General features: G+C 42.6%; 12 protein-coding genes. 9 read left to right on the forward strand and 3 right to left on the reverse strand.

What is annotated here, in order from left to right:
- The first annotated feature begins 264 nt into the window (after window positions 1–264).
- Together DBR11_RS20310 and DBR11_RS20320 are read left to right on the forward strand one after the other, a co-directional pair.
- Window positions 265–1,407: a FecR family protein gene (locus DBR11_RS20310; protein ID WP_158275342.1), complete on the forward strand. Its 1,143-nt coding sequence runs from the start codon at window positions 265–267 to the stop codon at window positions 1,405–1,407.
- A gap of 455 nt (window positions 1,408–1,862) precedes the next feature.
- Window positions 1,863–2,978: a cytochrome-c peroxidase gene (locus DBR11_RS20320; RefSeq protein WP_108554454.1), complete on the forward strand. Its 1,116-nt coding sequence runs from the start codon at window positions 1,863–1,865 to the stop codon at window positions 2,976–2,978.
- A 29-nt stretch (window positions 2,979–3,007) separates the two neighbouring features.
- Here DBR11_RS20320 and DBR11_RS20325 read toward each other — a convergent pair whose 3' ends face one another.
- Window positions 3,008–3,853: an AraC family transcriptional regulator gene (locus DBR11_RS20325; protein WP_108554455.1), complete on the reverse strand. Its 846-nt coding sequence runs from the start codon at window positions 3,851–3,853 to the stop codon at window positions 3,008–3,010.
- A gap of 214 nt (window positions 3,854–4,067) precedes the next feature.
- Between DBR11_RS20325 and DBR11_RS20330 the strand changes: the two genes are divergently transcribed.
- Both DBR11_RS20330 and DBR11_RS20335 read left to right on the forward strand, forming a co-directional pair.
- On the forward strand, window positions 4,068–5,747 hold the full coding sequence (locus DBR11_RS20330; RefSeq protein WP_108554456.1) for a GMC oxidoreductase: 1,680 nt from the start codon (window positions 4,068–4,070) through the stop codon (window positions 5,745–5,747).
- A 4-nt stretch (window positions 5,748–5,751) separates the two neighbouring features.
- Window positions 5,752–6,360 carry a gluconate 2-dehydrogenase subunit 3 family protein gene (locus DBR11_RS20335; protein ID WP_108554457.1) on the forward strand — a complete coding sequence of 203 codons (609 nt, stop codon included), beginning with the start codon at window positions 5,752–5,754 and terminating at the stop codon, window positions 6,358–6,360.
- A 175-nt stretch (window positions 6,361–6,535) separates the two neighbouring features.
- Here DBR11_RS20335 and DBR11_RS20340 read toward each other — a convergent pair whose 3' ends face one another.
- Together DBR11_RS20340 and DBR11_RS20345 are read right to left on the reverse strand one after the other, a co-directional pair.
- Window positions 6,536–8,137: a RagB/SusD family nutrient uptake outer membrane protein gene (locus DBR11_RS20340; RefSeq protein ID WP_108554458.1), complete on the reverse strand. Its 1,602-nt coding sequence runs from the start codon at window positions 8,135–8,137 to the stop codon at window positions 6,536–6,538.
- An 18-nt stretch (window positions 8,138–8,155) separates the two neighbouring features.
- Window positions 8,156–11,134 carry a SusC/RagA family TonB-linked outer membrane protein gene (locus DBR11_RS20345; protein ID WP_108554459.1) on the reverse strand — a complete coding sequence of 993 codons (2,979 nt, stop codon included), beginning with the start codon at window positions 11,132–11,134 and terminating at the stop codon, window positions 8,156–8,158.
- A 302-nt stretch (window positions 11,135–11,436) separates the two neighbouring features.
- Between DBR11_RS20345 and DBR11_RS20350 the strand changes: the two genes are divergently transcribed.
- The 5 genes from DBR11_RS20350 (at window position 11,437) to DBR11_RS20370 (ending at window position 17,697) form a co-directional block, all read left to right on the forward strand.
- Window positions 11,437–12,783: an aminopeptidase P family protein gene (locus DBR11_RS20350; protein WP_108554460.1), complete on the forward strand. Its 1,347-nt coding sequence runs from the start codon at window positions 11,437–11,439 to the stop codon at window positions 12,781–12,783.
- Between the two features lie 100 nt (window positions 12,784–12,883).
- Window positions 12,884–13,816, forward strand: a complete 933-nt coding sequence (locus tag DBR11_RS20355) for a dihydrodipicolinate synthase family protein (protein WP_108554461.1) — start codon at window positions 12,884–12,886, stop codon at window positions 13,814–13,816.
- Window positions 13,817–13,826: 10 nt separating this feature from the next.
- Window positions 13,827–15,404 (forward strand): aldehyde dehydrogenase (NADP(+)), encoded by a 1,578-nt coding sequence (locus DBR11_RS20360; RefSeq protein ID WP_108554462.1) that lies wholly within the window; start codon window positions 13,827–13,829, stop codon window positions 15,402–15,404.
- A gap of 7 nt (window positions 15,405–15,411) precedes the next feature.
- Window positions 15,412–16,413, forward strand: a complete 1,002-nt coding sequence (locus DBR11_RS20365) for a 4-hydroxyproline epimerase (protein ID WP_108554463.1) — start codon at window positions 15,412–15,414, stop codon at window positions 16,411–16,413.
- 39 nt (window positions 16,414–16,452) lie between these two features.
- The gene (locus DBR11_RS20370) at window positions 16,453–17,697 is read left to right on the forward strand and encodes an FAD-binding oxidoreductase (protein ID WP_108554464.1); all 1,245 of its coding nucleotides are present in this window, start codon (window positions 16,453–16,455) and stop codon (window positions 17,695–17,697) included.
- The last annotated feature ends 12 nt before the right edge of the window (window positions 17,698–17,709 follow it).

Below are 17,709 nucleotides of genomic sequence, written 5' to 3' on the forward strand. Positions count from 1 at the left end.
TCGTTGGACTCTGTAACATCTTTTGGTCAGTTTTATTATTTCATACGTGTCTGAAGTACCAGTAATTGATGTTATAATTCCATTATTTTTTGTTTTTATGGAATAAGTTTGGGTTCAATTTTTTGATTCACTTATGTATCGTACGCTTTCTTATTAATGCTTATTCTCCTTTCGAAAATTGAAATTCTTGTTTTTTATACGGGTTGATATTTATTTAAGAAATATAATAGTTGAGTTATGGACAATCAACAAATACAAGACTTAATGGAAAGGTTTCAGACCGGGAAATGTACCAGCTCTGAACTTGTACTGGTACGGTATCTGGTGCATAAATTTCGGGAAGATGAACCTTCTGGTTTGTCAGAGCTTGAACTGAAGGATGTTCGTGAAGAGATACGAAACGCTATTGATCGTGAGCTTGCTTTTGTGGTACCGATACCAAAGCGGCTATTGAGACTGAATATACGCGGGGCAGTTTTAGCTGCGGCTACAGTTGCTTTTATGGTATTGTTTGTTTATTTCTTTAAAGATTCTTTGCATTATAAGCGGTTCCCGAATGATATCGGGCCAGGCTCTAACAGGGCAGTTTTGGTTTTGAGCAGTGGCGAAACTATTCGTTTGGAAGGCGCGAATATTGGTTTGCTAGCGATGCAGGCTGATACCAGGATTGTTAAAACCGGAGATGGAAAGATTGTATACACGGATCATCCGGGTGGGGCAAGTATTGCGGAGATGAACAGGATTGAGACACCTCGAGGTGGAAATTATAAAATCTCATTGCCGGATGGCACGATGATATGGCTAAACGCTGCCTCAACTTTAGCATATCCTATTTCTTTTAACGGGCGTGGAGAACGTAGGGTTAAGTTGAGCGGCGAAGCCTATTTCGAGGTTTCTAAGGATAGATCCAAACCCTTTTTAGTGGAGAGCAATGGGCAGGTGGTTCAGGTTTTGGGGACACATTTTGATGTGCGTTGTTATGCGGATGATAGTGAGGCCAGGACGGCCTTACTCGAAGGGAGTGTGAGCCTGACTACGTCGCCAGTTGGGCCGTCCTCCTTAAATATGATGGGCATGAGCGCTCTGCAGAATCATGTGTTATTGAGGCCAGGAGAGATGGCGATGAATTCGATAGGCGGGATCAAAGTAAAGCAGGTAGATCTGGCGAGTGTCGTGGCCTGGAAGGATGGGGCGTTTTCTTTTAGAAATGAGTCTATGGAAAATATAATGAAGCAAATTTCCAGGTGGTATGATGTGGAGGTTGTCTTTGAAAATAAGAATATCGCAAATTTAAGTTTTGGTGGTTCTATTTCTAAATATGAGAATTTATCTAACGTATTACATATGTTGGAATTGACGGGGGATGTAAAGTTTAAGCTCGAAGGAAGGAAAGTGATTATTTTGTAGAAATTGTGAAAATTTTGCCCTCCTGTTTCTGGGCTGAGGATATCAGGTTGGCGGAAACAGTCACAGATCTCTGAGGCCGCCTCATCAGCAGGACAAAATTTTCCGGCAAATTGCAGAGAGATGGAGAGACCAGGTATATAGCATAGCAAGGGTGGGCATTAGGTTAAAAAATAAAATTGTTGTTAGGGTGCTGTTTTTAGGAGGAAAAGTTTAGATTTGCATTTGTTAATAATGAGTCTAAATAATAATAAGCTATTTGTTAAGTTGTATTTTAAAAGGGGAAGCAGTATTTTTTTTCTGTTTCTGCTTGTTTTCGTTCTGTTTTTGTTTGTTGAGTTTGCTTCCGTTCAGGGTGCTGCCAAGTATATTAGCTTAAAGGCGGCATCCAATCCCAAGAGAATACAGGTTCTCTTTTCTACAGGTTTTATTTTTTAATTATTTATTTTTCTAAAGTCATGCACAGAGGACTTCTTATTTTCTTCTCCATTTCCATATTTGTTGTTGCGTCTGCATTTTTAAATGATCCTGTAAATCTTCGTGCATTATACAGTAAGCCGATTTCAGAATGGCCAAAAGCCGATATTGATTCGGGTGTTGCGTGGAAAGAGTTTGAGGCCTTACCTAAAATAGATACCAGTTATTTTAGGCTAATGGAGCAGCCGGAAGTGAAGTTGGGAAAGTTGTTGTTTTTTGATCCCTTGTTGTCTGGATCGGGACAAATTTCCTGCAGCAGTTGTCACGATCCGCAAATTTCCTGGGGAGATAAACGCTCTGTTGCATTGGGTAATGATCATTTAAGCGGGAAGCGAAATACAATTTCTTTATTAAATGTTGCACAACGTAAGACGCTGTTTTGGGACGGACGTGCTACAACTTTAGAGGGTCAGGCTAAGGGGCCAATCGAGGCGCATAACGAAATGGCGATGGAGCCTAAAAAAGTAGGTAAGAAAATAGGGGGTATTAAAGAGTATACGGAATTGTTTAAAGCGGCTTTTGGCGATGAGAAGGTCACTTATGATAAAATTGTTAGTGCCATTGCTTCATTTGAGCGTACAATAACCAGCAGACAAAGTCGCTTTGACCTCTTCCTTGCCGGTCGAACCAAGGCACTTACTGATCAGGAAATCGAGGGGTTGCACTTGTTTAGAACTAAAGCACGTTGTATGAACTGTCATTATGGGCAATATCTTACAGATGAAGAATTCCATAATATAGGTCTTACCTACTATAAGCGTAAATATGAAGATTTGGGAAGGTATAAAATTACTAAAAATCCGGAGGATGTAGGTAAATTCAGGACGCCTTCATTGCGCGATGTAATGCACGGCGGGCCTTGGATGCATAATGGTTTATTTGACAATATAGAAGGTGTAATTAATATTTATAACAGTGGGATGCATATGATAGATCCGAAACCTGAGCAAAAAGTGAAGGATCCTTTGTATCCGCAAACAGATAAGCTACTTAAACCTCTCCATCTGACCAAGGCTGAGAAAGAGGCAATTGTTGCATTTTTGGGAGCAATGAGTGCGGCACAATATAAAATGCCAAGACCTGTCTTACCAAGGTAGATCTTAGCGGGGCTTTACTTTTGGTATTGTTATTTGATATGTTGTTTTCTGTATTGAGTAGGAGGGATTTTGGTTACCGCTTTGAATTGTTTAGTGAAATGTGCCGAGCTGTTATAACCACTATCGTAACAAATATCCAGAACTGGCCGGTTGGTTTCTCGCAGAAGTTTACAAGCATGGCCAATCCTGATTTCCCGGATAAAATCAAAATAGCTTTTTTTAATATTCCTTTTAAAAAAACGGCAGAAGGAGGGAATTGACATACTGGTGATTTCTGCAACTTCTTTAAGAGAAATAGGTTTGAGGAAATTCTTGAAAGAATAATCTATTATTTTTTCGATGACAGAATTTTCCTCACCACTGGTGATTGTATGAAAGGCTGAGGTAATTACCTTTTGCACAGTTGAAACACTGATTTTTTGCACGCAGTTTAATAGCAGATAAATACGCTCCATTCCTTCTGCATGTTCCAGTTGCTTAATTAATAAAACAATATCATTTTTGGAGTCTCCCAATAATTGAATACCCATATTGTTGTTGTCCAGTTGCCGGGATACATTTTTCATTTCTGGCAAGGATAAAAATGTCTCTCCCCAGAAGTCTCTTAAAAAATGAATGACTATTGCACTTCCAACCATTTTTTGCTGCGATTTTCTGAACCAGTGCGGAACATTAGGGCTCAGGAAAAATAAATCACCTTGCTTGTACTCTCCAATGTAATCACCAATCAAAGCTGTCCCATTTCCTTCAGTAATCAGTATTAATTCACATTCAGGATGCTTATGCCAGGCCGTTTCAAAATCAGGCGTTTTGTAAGTCCGGCAGGCGAAAGAATGGTGTTCTTCTACGTGAATTTTCTGGATAAGTGTTTTCATGTGAGTCGATGCCTATTAGTTTTAACCGCTATATTAACCTAATATAGGATACTTTAATCTGAAAGTTGATCAGATAACATACTTTTTTCAGTAAATAACAGTTGTATGACGCTCATATATTCCTGTAAATTTAAAACTAATGATCCTGGTTGTTTTGGAGCAGCTGGGATAAAAACCAAATATATCTTATGCATGAAATTTCAACAAACTGCTAATTATGGAAAATACATACGACGCAATTGTAGTTGGTTCCGGTATCAGCGGGGGCTGGGCTGCAAAGGAACTTTGTGAAAAAGGCTTAAAAGTCCTGATGTTAGAAAGAGGTGGTCCTTACGATCATATTAAAGATTATAAAACTGCTCAGAAAAATCCATGGGAGTTTGAACACCGCGGAAATACGACGACTGAACAAAGAAAGAAATATCCTGTTATCCATCGTGGCTGGGCAGCTTCTGAAGCCGTAATGGACGCTTGGGCAAATGAAGAAGATTGTCCGTATACAGAAATTAAACCTTTTACCTGGTGGCGTAGTTACCGGATGGGAGGACGCTCTATTTTATGGGGACGACAATCTTATCGCTGGAGTCAAATGGATTTTGAGGCAAATGAGAAAGAAGGCATAGCAACCCCGTGGCCTATTGGGTATGCTGATCTGGCTCCATGGTATGAGCATGTAGAGAAATTTGCTGGAATCAGCGGTTCCCATGAAAATCTTGAACATTTGCCAGACGGACACTTTTTGCCACCTATGGAATTGAATTGTGTGGAGAAAGATGTGGCGGCAAGAATCAAAAAGCATTATAAAGAAAAGAGGCATATGATTATTGGCCGGACTGCAAATCTTACGGCTGAGATTCCGGGAAGAACAAAATGCCAGTTCAGAAACAGATGTTGGGAAGGATGTCCATTTGGTGGGTATTTCAGTACGCAATCTTCTACCTTACCAGCGGCAATGAAAACAGGAAATCTTACCGTAAGACCTTATTCCTTAGTAAAGCAGGTGTTGTATGATAAGGATACTAAAAAGGCCCGGGGTGTGGAGATTCTGGATACAGAAAACAATCAGACTTATGAGTTTAAAAGCAAAATCGTCTTTTTATGTGCTTCAACACTAAACACCGCATGGATTTTATTTAATTCTGCAACTGATGTATGGCCAGGCGGATTGGGAAGCAGTAGTGGTGAATTAGGACATAATGTAATGGATCATCATTATAATATAGGTGCTTCGGGTACTATAGAAGGTTATGAAGATCAATATGTATTTGGGCGGAGAGCGAACGGTTTTTACATTCCAAGATTTGCCAATTTAGGCGGTGATAAAAGAGATTACCTACGTGGTTTTGGTTACCAGGGCGGAGCAAGCAGAGAGGGATGGAGCAGAGAGATTGCGGAATTAAATATTGGCGGAGATTTTAAAGATGCGTTGACAGAACCAGGTCAGTGGACAATCGGAGCAACTGCATTTGGTGAAATTCTTCCTTATCATGAGAATAAAGTTTCGCTGGATCCTCATAAGAAAGATAAATGGGGCTTGCCTGTCTTGGCTATGGATGCAGAATTAAAAGAGAATGAATTCAAAATGCGCAAAGATATGCAGGAAGAAATGCGGGCGATGTTTGATGCTGTAGGCGTAAAAAATATTCGTACATGGGATGGTGGTCATGCTTTAGGACACGGTATTCATGAGATGGGCACGGCAAGAATGGGCAGAGACCCAAAAACATCAGTTCTGAATAAATGGAACCAGGTATGGGATTGTATGAATGTATTTGTTACTGATGGTGCCTGCATGACTTCATCTGCCTGCCAAAACCCTTCGTTAACCTATATGGCGCTGACAGCAAGAGCTGTAGATTATGCCGTGAGTGAGTTGAAGAAAAACAATATTTAGCCTTATGGAAAGAAGAGAGCTTTTAAAAATGATTGCGTTGCTCACAGGTGGCGTGATGATCGGAAGTAGTGCTTTGCTGGTTGGTTGCAATCCTGAAAAAAAGGGACCAAAAAATGCAATAGATTTTACTCCGGAAGAAGTAGATTTTTTGAACGAAGTTTCAGAAACCATTTTGCCTGCCACTAAAAGCCCTGGTGCTAAAGCAGCTAAGGTTGGCACTTTTATGACGGTTATGGTCAATGATTGTTATGAAGATAAAGATCAAAAAACTTTTTATGCTGGTATTGGTCAACTTGATGCAGCCTGTAAAAAAATGCATGGTTCAGGTTTTTTAAAAGTGACTCCGGCACAAAGACAGTCGTTATTAGTAAACCTTGATAAAGAAGCGAAAGAATATCAGTCTAAAAAAAGTGGGTTAGAAGAAGTAGAGCGTAAAAAGAATAAGGACTTTGCTGGCCTGCCAAATCATTATTTCATCATGATGAAGCAATTGACCATGCTGGGGTATTTCACCTCAGAAGCTGGTTGTACTCAGGCGTTAAGGTATATTGCTGTTCCTGGACGCTTTGATGGAACTGTTCCTTATAAAAAGGGCGATAAAGCCTGGGCTTAATTTCACCATAAATAACAGGAGCTTTTTCGGTCTATGCGCCCAGAAAAAAAGAAGGAATAAGGGAGAAGGCCTTTTAAGGTTTGCGGGCTTTTTCGGCCCGCCTAAGCTTAAGTACCCTTCGATCTTATCCTTCTTTTTTTATAAGAATAATAGGTTTGACTTCAACATAAATGGTTTAATAACCTGGATTCTGCTTTAAATTAGGGTTTTTTGCAATTTCATCCTGCGGAATTGGAAATAAACTGCGGGTTGGGGATTTCGGAGAATGGTTGAACCATTGTTTGGTCTCATATATTCCAAAGCGGATCAGGTCCTGACGACGATGTGCTTCTGCAGCAAATTCCCATCCCAGTTCATCCAGGAAGCGGCCATATTTAATATCAGCACCACCATTTGAAGCGGATATCGTTCCATCAGGTGCCTGCAATCCGTACTGATAAATACTTCCTTTAAGCAGGTCTGCACCACTTATAGTAGCTTTGGATGCATTGCTTTTAAAGGCACGCTGTCTTACCTGGGTAACCAGGCTAGCCGCCCCATCAGGATCACCTGTTCTCAGCAAGGCTTCTGCTTTCATCATCAGCACATCTCCGTAACGAAGAAAAGGAAAGTCGTTGTCCAGGTTGCTGGTGGCTTTTTGTTTGATCACAAATTTTCCAATTCTAAAACCTGCATTGCTTGGGGCAACTATGCCGTCCAAGCCGCCCATTCCCGGTACTGAGTTGACATAGGTGATGAGAACCTGCCCGGTTAAAGGATTGGATTGCGGCCCCTGGATCCAGGAGTCTTTCAACCTGCTGTCTTCCGGGTCATAGGTCTTTATAAACTGGGGTACAGCGCAGTTACCTCCCCATGGTTGCGCAGTCATCTGATATACGCCCTGGCTCAAAGGGTCCAGTGTTTTCATGTGGATCTGATTGCCTACGCCATAAATTTCATCGTATGGAATGGCAAATATAATTTCCGCAGAGTTCTGGTTGGTATAAGTAAATACATCTGAATAATTGTTGTCCAGACGATATTTGCCACTAGCTATGATGTCATTGGCTTCTTTAATGCATTTTGCATATTCAGCGGTGCCCACGTAGACCTCTGAGTTCAGATATATCTTAGCCAGCAAGGCTTTTACACCCCATTTGTTTAACCTGCCGTAGGTGGTTTTTGCATCTTCGCTCAGCGACGGCATAATTTCATTGAGCTCTTTTACAACGAAAGCATACACTTCGGCCCTGGTGTTTTGTTTAGGCAGGGTTTTATCATCGGGGTCTACTTTGGTAATGATCGGTACATTTCCGTGGTTGTCTAGCAACAGGTAATAGCCAAATGCTCTGACCGCGCGGAGTTCTGCAACTACCCCTGCTTTGATATCGCCCAGCTGAAGGGTACCAGCATCGATTTGGGAAAGGATGGTATTGGTTTTGGTGATGGTGGCAAAAGCATTAATCCAGGTGTTGTACGGCTGCCATTCTTGCGTCGTCCAGGCATGCTGATGCATCCGGCGATAGGTTCCGGCATCATCCCATCCGTTTGGACGAACCGGTGTAATGATACAGTCTGCAGCTTCTTCCTGCAGGTCAAAATACCCCTGCCATCCACACATCACCGTTCTGAGAGAGGCATAAGTTGGTGCCAGAATGGTTGGAAGATCTTTTTCTGTTGGAGTGAACTTGGAAGGAAGTACTTCAGAGTAGACTTCTTCATCCAGTTTGGTACAGGAGCTCAGGGTGCCTGCACATCCAAAAGCTGCAATAAGTATAAATAATATTTTTGTTTTCATGATGTTATCAGTTAAAGCTTAAAAAGAGACGTTAAGGCCTGCGGTAAATGTTCTTGTGGTTGGATAAGTATCTCTGTTTTCGATACCCGGTGCAAAGCTGAAGTCACCGGTATAACTTACAGCTTCTGGATCCAGACCTTTGTATTTAGTAATGGTAAACAGGTTTAATGCAGAAACGTATATTCTGAGGTTCCTGATTCCTTTGATCAGTTTATCGGAAAAGGTATAACCTAAGGTGACGTTGTCAATTTTAACATAATCTGCTTTCTCAATATAGTCACTTACATAGACCAGATCGCTATTCAGTGTTTTTCCGTATTTCGGGTCGTAAGCGGTTTTTAAAGCATTATAGGCTTTGTTTACCGGATTTTCATAATACATCCGCTGCATGTTCAGTACATCATGACCAAAAGCGCCTCTAACATTGACTTCGAAATCAAAGTTTTTGATCTTAAAGGTATTGTTCCAGCCCAACAGGTATTTAGGTATGCCGTTTCCATAGTACTGCCGGTCGTCATCGCTGGATTGAGAAATGGGAATGACCTTGCCGTCTTTACTTTCTACCAACCATTTTCCATTGTCATCTACACCTACACTCTTAAGTACGAAGAACTGACCTATTGGGCCACCTACTTTTACACGGTGCGTATAGGTTTGTATAGGTTCACCGGTGTACCCCGCGTTGATGAAATCTATAGTGACGTCAAACTTATCATTGGATAAATTGACCAGTTTGTTTTTATTGGTGGAAAAGGTAATACTGGAGTTCCATTTTATGAGTTTGGTATCTACTGCCTTTACATTGATCAAGGCTTCAAAGCCTGAGTTTTTCATAGTTCCGGCATTGAGCAGCATGTTACCGGTTAGGAATGGAGGAGTTGGTACGGCAAAATTGTAAAGGAGATCATCTACGGTTCTGGTGTAATAATCCAACGATCCGGTGATTCTGTTTTTAAATAAACCGAAGTCTATCCCTGCATTATACTCTGTCTTTCTTTCCCAGCGAAGATCAGGATTGAAATTTCTGGCCGGAACAAAACCAGGCACCCATTTGCCATCAATATAGGCGCCTTCTGCATAGTCATATTTATAGCTGGTCTGTGAGTTATAAGGATCACTGGCGATCGTCCCGGTTACACCGTACCCTGCCCTTAATTTTAAATCGGAAATTTCAGGAACTGCCTTCATAAAATCTTCCTTACTTACACGCCAGCCAACTGAAGCTGCCGGAAATGAACCCCAGTGATAATTGGTTCCAAATTTAGAAGAACCTTCTCTCCGGATACTGGCCATAAACAGATATTTTTCATTCCAGTTGTAGGTTAATCTGCTAAAAAAACCAGCCAGTTGCCATTTGTTTTTATTGCTGGTCATATCCGCTTTTCCTTCCTTTAGAGCGGCACCGGTTTGGAGGTTATTGTAACTATAGGCATCCGTTGGAAAATCAAAATTATAAGCATAGAAATTTTCATTAACGGCATCCTGCCAACTGTATCCTCCCAGAATGCTAAAATTGTGATGACCTATACTTTTGGTATAGTTGGTTGTCAATTCGACCAGGTTTTCTGTGGCGGCAGTGGTAGAACGGGAGGCTGTACCATTCAGTTTCGATTTGGTTGTGTTTACATGTTCAAAGGTGGTACTGCTTCCGTACAGGTTGTTGGTTTGAATATTGGAAGCCAGTAATTTGATACTCAGGTCTTTGATCGGACGGTAATCCAAACTTCCGTTGATGCGGGTTTCCCTAAGTCTGGCGTCGTTGGTAGCTTCATTGATCCTGGACAAAGGGTTATCATAGAAATAGATGTCCCGTTCCTGCCATTTACCTTTATCATTATAGATATTATCGGTTGGGTTACGGATAATGGCCTGACGATAGGCATAACCATCTGCTCCACCTTGTGAAGAGGTGATGCTTCGGTTGATAACAGTGATATTGGTTTTCAGTTTATCGTCGAACATGGAATGATTTAAGGCTGCACGGACAGTTAAACGTTTCTGCCCGGTCTTTAGAAATATACCTTCCCAATCCCTGTAGTTTACCGAGCCGCTGAAATTGGTGGTGGAATTTCCGCCAAATAGACTAAGGTTATGGTTTTGGCTTACCGGATTTTGTAAGATCTCGTCCAGCCAGTTGGTGTTGCCCCCGTAATCAGTGTATTTAACACCCTGACTGATCAGCCGGCGATAATCATCAGCAGTAAGCATTTCAGGCTTTTTAACAATCTTTTGGATATTTACATAATTGGTGTATTCAATAGTTGATTTGGATCCTACAGGGTTTTTCCTGGTGGTGATTAAGATGACACCGCCAGTTGCCCGGGTTCCATAAATTGCAGCTGCAGAACCGTCTTTTAAAACGTCTATGGCTTCGATGTCTTCAGGTGCAACAGTATTTAGTGAACCAGGAATACCATCTATTAAAATCAGAGGTTCTGAGGTACCATTAAGAGAATTCAATCCACGAAGATTAATCTGTGTGCCTCCTGTTGGGTCGCCCGAAGGGGTTGTGATCCTTAAACCCGCTACTTTTCCCTGTATCAGCTGGCCTGCATCTCTAACCGTACCTTTGGTAAAGTCTTCTGCTTTAACGGTGGCAATTGAACTGGTCACTTCCCCTCTTTTCTGTGTACCGTAGCCCACCACGACCACTTCGTTCAAACCTTTTGATTCGGGCTGAAGCAGGATATTGATTTCCTGCCGGCCATTAACTGGCACTTCCAGCTGCGTATAACCTATATAGGTAACGATCAATGTGGCATCTGTACGGCTCACTTTCAGGTTATAGTTTCCATTATTGTCTGCCAGGGTACCATTGGCGGTGCCTTTTTCTTTAACAGAAACGCCAATCAGGGGCGTGTTATCCATAGCATCCCGTACCTTTCCTTTAATGTTCAGGTTGCTCTGGGCAGCGGAAACCTGGTAAATTAAACAGAGCATCAAAAGAGAAAGGTATCTTTTGATGGTGTTGTTCATGTGGTTTTTGGTTAGTGTCATATTGTTGTTGTGTTATGTTGGTTATTGTTTTTCGCAGCGTGGCGAAAGGAGAAATTAAAGTTACTTGTGCCTGGTAACATGTTTTCTTCGGATTTTAGCACATATCGGCAACTTTTTAGCTGGTTAAGACAACTGCTGTTTTCCGGGAAATTGTTTTAGGGAGGAAAGGAGGGTTTTTGCTTCAGTACTGCTTCATCCTTTGGATGTTGAAGAGTATGATTTTTGCTCATTTTGGCGAATATATTGTTGATATAGGTTAATATCCTGCCGATACGATGCTCTTATTAGGATAATTTTGAATTATGTTTTCAAAAGATATATATATTCAAAGAAGAAGAATACTGGCCAGTCGTATCGGAAAAGGCATCATTCTTTTACCTGGTAACCGGGAACAGGGGATGAATTACAGAGACAATCATTATCCTTTTAGACAAGACAGTACATTTTTATATTATACCGGAATTGATTTGCCGGACCTGGTTTTCGTGATGGATCTGGACGGGGGTAAGGAATATGTTTACGGCGAGGAGCAAAGTCTGGAAGATACAGTTTGGACGGGGCCTTTACCTTCATTGCTTTCTATGGCAGAGAAATCTGGAGTGGGGCAGGTTCGCTGCATTTCTTCGCTTAAGGATGCGCTTAAAGGTGGTTCCGCCATACATTATCTGCCGCCTTACCGTGCAGATGTACATCTGTTGTTGCAGAGCTGGGGGATCAGTGAAAAGCCTTCTGTAGAACTGATACAGGCCGTTGTATTGCAAAGGTCTTATAAGCAGGCAGAGGAGGTTATTCAAATTGAGCAGGCCATTGGGGTGAGTGTTGCCATGCAGAGAAAAGCGATGGAACTTGCCCGGCCCGGGATTCGGGAATCTGAAATTGCAGCACAACTGCAGGCCATAGCTGTTTCGGAAGGCGGGAATCTTGCGTTTCCAACTATACTGACGGTGAATGGGCAGTTTTTACACAATCATGCCAGTCATCAGGTGCTCCAGAATGGGCAAATGGTGCTTTGTGATTGTGGTGCTGAAAATCAGATGCATTATGCGGGCGACCTGACCAGAACATTTCCGGTAAGTGGTGTTTTTACATCACGTCAGAAAGAGATTTATAACATTGTATTAAATGCACATGAAAGTGCTATTGCAGCATTGAAACCAGGTATACTTTTTAAAGAGGTGCATTTGCTGGCTTGTGAACAACTGGCTTCAGGATTGAAAGCCATTGGTTTGATGAAAGGAGACCCAAAGGAAGCTGTGGCACAGGGTGCACACGCTTTGTTTTTTCAATGTGGTTTAGGGCATATGATGGGATTGGATGTGCATGATATGGAAAATCTGGGAGAACAATATGTTGGCTATACTCCAGACTTGCAAAAGAGTACTGAATTTGGATTGAAGTCACTAAGGTTTGGTAGAGCCCTGGAGCCGGATTTCGTACTTACTGTAGAACCTGGGATCTATTTTATTCCTCAGCTGATAGAAGAGTGGAAAGCCACAGGTAAGTATTCGGATTTTATCAATTATGAAGCAGTAGAAGCTTATAAAGATTTTGGCGGAATCCGCGTAGAAGAGGATTTCCTGATCACTTCAAACGGTAGTCGTTTACTGGGAACACCATTAAGCAAAAGGATTGAAGAAATTGAAAGCTAAAGACTGAGATTTACGTGTTAATATAAAGCCAGTATGCGGTAATTTTCTGGTAAAAAGCCATTTTATTAGGCTTTAAATTTGAATTAAAAATTGAATATATATGAATAAAGATTTTTGGTACGGGGTGTTCCCTGCTATTACAACTAAATTTACAGCAGAGGAAGAATTGGATATGGATGCCTGTATGGCAGGAATAGAAGCTCAATTAGAAGCCGGTGTAAATGGGATTGTGCTGGGTGGTTCTCTTGGAGAAGCCAGTACATTAACTGAAGAGGAGAAATTTAAGCTGACTGCCGCTACAGTGGCGAAAGTTGCCGGAAGGGTGCCTGTAATTTTTAATATTGCTGAACAATCTACAAAAGTTGCTGTTCACCAGGCACAGAAAGCAGCAGAACTTGGGGTGGACGGTCTGATGATTCTTCCCCCGCTTCGTTATTTTGCGTCTGAAGAGGAAACTGTTGCTTTCTTTTCTGCGGTTGCAGAAAGTACTGATCTTCCAATTATGATCTATAACAATCCGGTAGATTATAAGATCCATGTGACCCTTGATATGTTTGAGCAGCTGAAAAAATATCCAAATATTCAGGCGGTTAAGGAGTCTACCAGAGATGTAGGAAATGTAACCCGTATGTTAAATCGTTTTGGGGATCGTTTTAAGATCCTTACGGGGGTTGATCCTTTGGCACTGGAAAGTATCCTGATTGGGGCGCATGGCTGGGTGGCTGGTTTAGTGGATGCCTTTCCAAAAGAAACCGTGGCTATCTTTCGCCTGGCAAAAGAAGGACGTCATGAAGAAGCCATACAGATTTACCGCTGGTTCATGCCTTTACTGGATCTGGATATCCATCCAAAACTGGTACAATATATTAAACTGGCAGAAGTGGCCACAGGCACGGGAACTGAATATGTGCGTTCACCACGTTTGGTTCTTAAAGGGGCAGAACGCGAACGTATTCAAAAAGTAATTGATGATGCTTTAGCGATCAGGCCAGAACTTCCTGAAGGAAGCTGGGGCGTATTGAAAGCGGTATAACAAAAACATCATGGACGGAAGAAATATCATTGGTTATGAATATGTACCAGCGGGAACTACAGCCTTTAAGGCTGTAAACCCGCTGTCTGAATCTTTACTGGAGGGTGATTTTTATCCTGCAGTTCCTGCTGATGTGGAGCGAGCTGTATTGAAGGCAGAAGAGGCTTTTAGGCTGTACAGAAAAATTGATAAAAACAAGAAAGCGGCCTTTTTAAGGTCTATTGGGGAGGAAATTATCGCTCTGGGACCAGAACTGATTGAAAGGGCTTGTGCAGAGAGTGGTTTACCTGAAGCCAGGATTCTGGGGGAAAGAGGGAGAACAACAGCACAGTTGAATCTCTTTGCTGACCTTATAGAGGAGGGCTCCTGGGTAGAGGCTGTGATTGATTCTGCACTTCCTGACCGACTGCCTGTACCAAGACCAGATATCAGACGAATGCTGGTGCCTCTTGGACCGGTTGTGGTTTTTGGTGCCAGTAATTTTCCGTTGGCGTTTTCTGTTGCAGGTGGCGATACGGCCTCTGCATTGGCGGCAGGTTGCCCTGTGATTGTGAAAGCACATCCGGCGCATCCGGGAACGAGTGCTTTGGTTGGTCAGGCCATTCTTAAAGCGGCAAAAAATCATGGCCTTCCTGACGGTGTTTTTTCTTTGTTGTTTGATCAGGGCTATGAAATCGGTGCAGGGTTGGTGAAACATCCAAAAGTAACTGCAGTTGCCTTTACGGGTTCTTTTAAAGGTGGAATGGCTTTGATCCGTCTGGCGGGAGAGCGTGCTGTACCCATTCCTGTATTTGCAGAAATGGGCAGTATCAATCCAGTAGTATTGTTGCCACAAGCCCTGGAGAAAAGAGCAGAGGAAATGGCCGTGCAGTATGCGGGCTCTATTTCCATGGGCGCAGGACAATTTTGCACCAATCCAGGGTTGCTTTTGGCTTTAAAAGGTGCCGGTTTGGATCGGTTTAAAGAAAAATTAATTCAAACGGCAGCTGGATTACCTGCCGCAACTATGCTGACTTCTGGTATATTTAAGCATTTTTCAGCGGGAGCCGAAAAGACATTGAAAGAAGAAGGCGTACAGCTTTTGGTGCAAGCCGGAAATGGAGATGCTGAAAAAGCAAATCAGGCCAGAACTGTGATTGCTCAGGTGCAGGCACAGCACTTTCTGAATAATCCAGCTTTGAAAGAGGAAGTTTTTGGACCCTGGTCTTTGCTGGTGATCGCCGATACGGAAACCGAATTACTTCAGGTACTGAAAGCAGCAGGCGGACAATTGACGCTATCTGTTATGGCCGAGGCTTCGGAACTGGAATCTTATCCGGATCTTCTGGATCAGGTATTGTTGCAGGCCGGCCGGGTATTGATGAACGGTGTCCCTACGGGTGTGGAAGTTTGTGCAGCCATGCAGCATGGCGGGCCTTTTCCAGCCAGCAGCGACAGCAGGTTTACCTCTGTGGGTTCTATGGCGATCAAAAGATTTGTAAGGCCATTGAGTTGGCAAAACTGGCCGGTTTTACTGTTGCCTGATGAACTAAAAATTGGAAATCCTCTGGGCATCTGGAGGATCGTAAATAACCAAATGACTAAATAAAAAGACAATGGCGGTAAAGACCTTTTTTTGTGTTGATGCACATACTTGCGGAAATCCTGTACGGCTGGTGGCTGGTGGAGGGCCTAATCTCAGCGGTGCGAATATGAGTGAGAAAAGACAGCATTTTTTGAAAGAATACGATTGGATCAGGCAAGGCTTGATGTATGAACCCCGGGGCCATGATATGATGTCGGGAAGTATCCTCTATCCTCCACATGATCCTGAAAATGACGTAGCTGTTTTATTTATAGAAACCAGTGGTTGTTTGCCCATGTGCGGACACGGTACCATTGGAACCATTACTATTGCCATTGAAGAAGGGCTGATCATTCCTAAAACACCAGGAGTTGTGAAAATGGAGGCTCCTGCAGGGCTGGTTCATATAGAATATGCTGCCGAAAATAATAAAGTAAGCCATGTAAAGCTTCGTAATGTAGCCTCTTACCTGGCGGCTTCAGATCTGAGGGTAGAATGTCCGGATCTGGGAACACTGACTTTTGATGTCGCTTATGGCGGTAATTTTTATGCGATTATAGATCCGCAGCAAAATTATAAGGGCATTGATCAGTATGCTGCAGATCAACTGATTTCCTGGAGCCGGGTGATCAGAAAAAGGATCAATGAGTTATACAGTTTTGTACATCCGGAAAATCCAACCATTAAGGACTGTACTCATATTCTTTGGGCTGGAGATACCATGGATCTAGGTTCTACGGCAAGAAATGCAGTTTTTTATGGAGATAAAGCGATTGACCGTTCACCTTGTGGTACCGGAACCTCGGCAAGAATGGCCCAATGGCATGCTAAAGGCAAGCTGAACAAAGGAGATTCCTTTATTCATGAAAGTATTATTGGAAGTAAATTTATTGGCCGGGTAGAGGATGTGGTAAACTTAAAAGGGATAACCGCTATTATTCCAAGTATCCAGGGCTGGGCTAAGGTTTATGGCTACAATACCATCAAAATCGACGACGATGATCCCTATGCAAAAGGATTCCAGGTACTCTAAATTACACGAAGTTTCAACCACATTATCATTTAAACCTTAATGGGAAAAGTTATCATCATCGGAGGAGGGATTATCGGGCTGAGCTCGGCCTATTACCTCCATAAATCTGGCTGGGAAGTCACAGTTTTGGATAAAGGAGAACTGACAGACAATTGTTCTTTTGGAAATGCCGGGATGATTGTTCCCAGTCATTTTGTTCCGCTTGCTGCTCCGGGCATGGTAGAAAAAGGCCTGCGCTGGATGTTCAACAGTAAAAGTCCTTTTTATGTGAAGCCCTCTTTGAACCCGGCATTGATCTCCTGGGGATTAAAATTTCTGAAAAGTGCCAATCAACGGCATCTGGACAATTCTGCCCAGCCATTAATTGATATTTCATTACTCAGTAAACATTTATACCAGGAACTGGCTGTAGCTCTTGGGAATTTTGGTTTACAGGAAAATGGCATCCTGATGCTATTTAAGACCGGTCACACCGGAGAGGAGGAGTTGGCGATGTCTAAAGAAGCCAGAAAGCTGGGCTTAGATGTTGTTGATCTTTCTCCTGAGGAATGCAGGGCCTTACAACCGGACCTGGAGCTGGACGTGATGGGAGCTGTGCATTACCGCTGTGATGCTCATCTAAGTCCTAATGTGCTGCTGCCCATGCTGACACGCTATCTGGAAGGACAAGGGGTGCAGATCAAAAGAAACCATGAAGTAACCCATATTTCAAAAACCGGTGGAAGGATCAGCAGTTTAACTGCAGGTGGAAAGGAGCATACCGCAGATCGTTATGTGCTGGCTGGCGGTTCATGGTCGCCTGGTATTGCGAAACAGGCGGGATTGAATATTCCTTTAATGCCAGGTAAAGGCTACTCTTTTATGGTAGATGATGTACAAAAGAATATGCATATCGCCGCTTTGTTATGTGAAGCTAAAGTTGCCGTTACGCCTATGGGAGAACAGATCCGCTTCGGGGGAACTATGGAGATTGATCAGATCAACAGCCGGATCAACAGGAACCGGGTAAAAGGAATTGTGGAATCTATTCCAAGATATTTTCCCGGTATCCAGCCTGCACTACCTGCAGATAAAGACATCTGGTTTGGCTTCAGACCTTGTTCGCCGGATGGCTTGCCTTATATTGGTTCCAGTACTAAACTGGGTAATTTGGTGATCGCTACCGGGCATGGTATGATGGGCTTGAGCCTTGGGCCAGCTACAGGTAAACTGGTACAGGAAGTGCTGGATGAAGAGCCAAATTCTATTAATATTACCCCTTTTTCGGTAAACCGTTATCTATAGAGGGTAATATCC

It is taken from the genome of Pedobacter sp. HMWF019, assembly GCF_003061025.1.
Classification (GTDB): domain Bacteria; phylum Bacteroidota; class Bacteroidia; order Sphingobacteriales; family Sphingobacteriaceae; genus Pedobacter.